Source organism: Mesorhizobium sp. M4A.F.Ca.ET.050.02.1.1, from assembly GCF_003997725.1.
Lineage (GTDB): Bacteria > Pseudomonadota > Alphaproteobacteria > Rhizobiales > Rhizobiaceae > Mesorhizobium.
In genome coordinates this window covers 1-1919 of record NZ_RZSG01001000.1, presented here as the reverse complement: position 1 = coordinate 1919, position 1919 = coordinate 1, and the positions used below count along the sequence as shown (strand labels likewise).

Annotated in this window: 3 protein-coding genes and 1 pseudogene; all 4 read left to right on the top strand. The window is 65.2% G+C overall.

Annotated elements, in window-relative coordinates; translation table 11 throughout:
* Nucleotides 1-131: pseudogene (locus EOA33_RS41125) on the top strand (DsbA family protein); the annotation flags it as partial.
* A 145-nt stretch (nt 132-276) separates the two neighbouring features.
* Nucleotides 277-711 (top strand): type II 3-dehydroquinate dehydratase, encoded by a 435-nt coding sequence (gene aroQ / locus EOA33_RS34210; protein WP_127407617.1) that lies wholly within the window; start codon nt 277-279, stop codon nt 709-711.
* A gap of 26 nt (nt 712-737) precedes the next feature.
* The gene (accB, locus tag EOA33_RS34205) at nt 738-1202 is read left to right on the top strand and encodes an acetyl-CoA carboxylase biotin carboxyl carrier protein (RefSeq protein ID WP_126054373.1); all 465 of its coding nucleotides are present in this window, start codon (nt 738-740) and stop codon (nt 1200-1202) included.
* A gap of 8 nt (nt 1203-1210) precedes the next feature.
* On the top strand, nt 1211-1919 hold a 709-nt coding region (locus EOA33_RS34200), incomplete at its 3' end, for a biotin carboxylase N-terminal domain-containing protein (protein ID WP_127407616.1).

The window sequence follows — 1919 nt, the reverse complement described above, 5'->3', positions numbered from 1 at the left end:
CCTATGATCTTGCCACCAAGCTGTCGATCACCGGCACGCCCTCGTATGTGGTCGGCAACGAGGTGGTGTTCGGCGCGCTCGGGAAGGATGTCCTTGCCGAAAAGATCGAGGCGGCGAAGGCCGCGCTCTGATCGGCCCCAAGCCCTTGCGGCGGGCGACTTTCCGCCCGCTGTGGACAGCGAAAGAACGCACTTGCGCTCTTTTCGCGGGCGTCTATGCCCATTATAGAAGCCCAGGGCGCCGGCTTGCGGCCGGCGCCGGGAAAGGTCAGCATTCTTGAAAACGGTTTTCGTCCTGAACGGTCCCAATCTCAACGCGCTCGGCAAGCGCGAGCCGGGCATCTATGGCGGCAAGACGCTTGCCGCGATCGCCGAGGACTGCAAGAAGGCGGGCGCCGAGCTTGGGCTGGAGATCGACTTCCGCCAGTCGAACCATGAGGGCGACCTCGTCGACTGGATCCAGGAAGCCGGCGACAAAGCCGTCGGAATCGTCATCAATCCGGGCGCCTACAGCCACACCTCGATTGCCATTCACGACGCCATCCGCGCTGTCGCGCCGCTGCCCGTCGCCGAAGTCCATCTCTCCAACATCCATGCGCGGGAACCGTTCCGCCACGTCTCCATGGTCGCGCCGGTCGCCGTCGGCATGATTTGCGGGTTCGGGCCGCTCGGCTACACGCTCGCGCTGCAGGCGCTGGCGGCACGCCTTTGACCGGCCAACAAACAGAAGGCTCGAAAATGTCTATAAAGAAGACCGGTGTTGACCAGCAGCTGATCCGCGATCTGGCGGGCATACTGAACGACACCAATCTTACCGAGATCGAGGTCGAGCTCGGTGACCTGAAGGTGCGCGTGTCGCGTCAGTCGCAGACCGTGCACGCGGTGGCCGCTCCCGCGCCCGCTTATGCGCCGGCGGCGCCAGCTCAGCCCGCGGCTGCGGCCTCAGCGCCTGCAACGGCCGACCAGTCCAAGAACGCCGTGCCCTCGCCTATGGTCGGCACCGCCTACTTGGCGCCGTCGCCCGACGCCAAGCCGTTCATAGAGATTGGCCAGAAAGTCAAGGAAGGCCAGACGCTGCTGATCATCGAAGCAATGAAGACTATGAACCAGATCCCCTCGCCGCGCGCCGGCACGGTGACGGCGATCCTCTTCGAGGACGCCCAGCCGGTCGAATACGGCATGCCTCTCGTCGTCATCGAGTAGAGCCGGGAATGTTTCAGAAAATCCTCATCGCCAATCGCGGCGAAATCGCCCTCAGGGTGCTCCGCGCCTGCAAGGAACTCGGCATCCAGACCGTGGTGGTGCATTCGACGGCCGACGCCGACGCCATGCATGTCAGGCTTGCCGACGAGAGCGTCTGCATCGGCCCGCCGCCGTCGCGCGACAGCTATCTCAACATCCACCAGATCGTCGCCGCCTGCGAGATCACCGGCGCGGACGCGGTGCATCCGGGCTATGGTTTCCTGTCGGAGAACGCCAAGTTCGCCGACATCCTGGCCGCTCACAACATCACCTTCATCGGCCCGTCCGGCGACCATATCCGCGTCATGGGCGACAAGATCGAGGCCAAGCGCACCGCAAAACGCCTGGGCATCCCGGTCGTGCCGGGCTCCGACGGCGCGATCAGCGAAGAGAAGGAAGCCAAGCGCGTCGCCGCCGAGATCGGCTACCCCGTGATCATCAAGGCTTCGGCCGGTGGTGGCGGGCGCGGCATGAAGGTGGCGCGCAGCGAGGCCGACCTCGAGATCGCCCTGCAGACGGCGCGCTCGGAAGCCGGCGCCGCCTTCGGCGACGATGCCGTCTATATCGAGAAATACCTGGAGAAGCCGCGCCATATCGAACTGCAGGTGTTCGGCGACGGCGCCGGCCGCGGCGTCCATTTCGGCGAGCGCGACTGCTCGCTGCAGCGCCGTCACCAGA

Bases quoted from the DNA above. Each gene is read 5' to 3' on its own strand.
- accB (WP_126054373.1), top strand. From the start codon at position 738: ATGTCTATAAAGAAGACCGGTGTTGACCAGCAGCTGATCCGCGATCTG.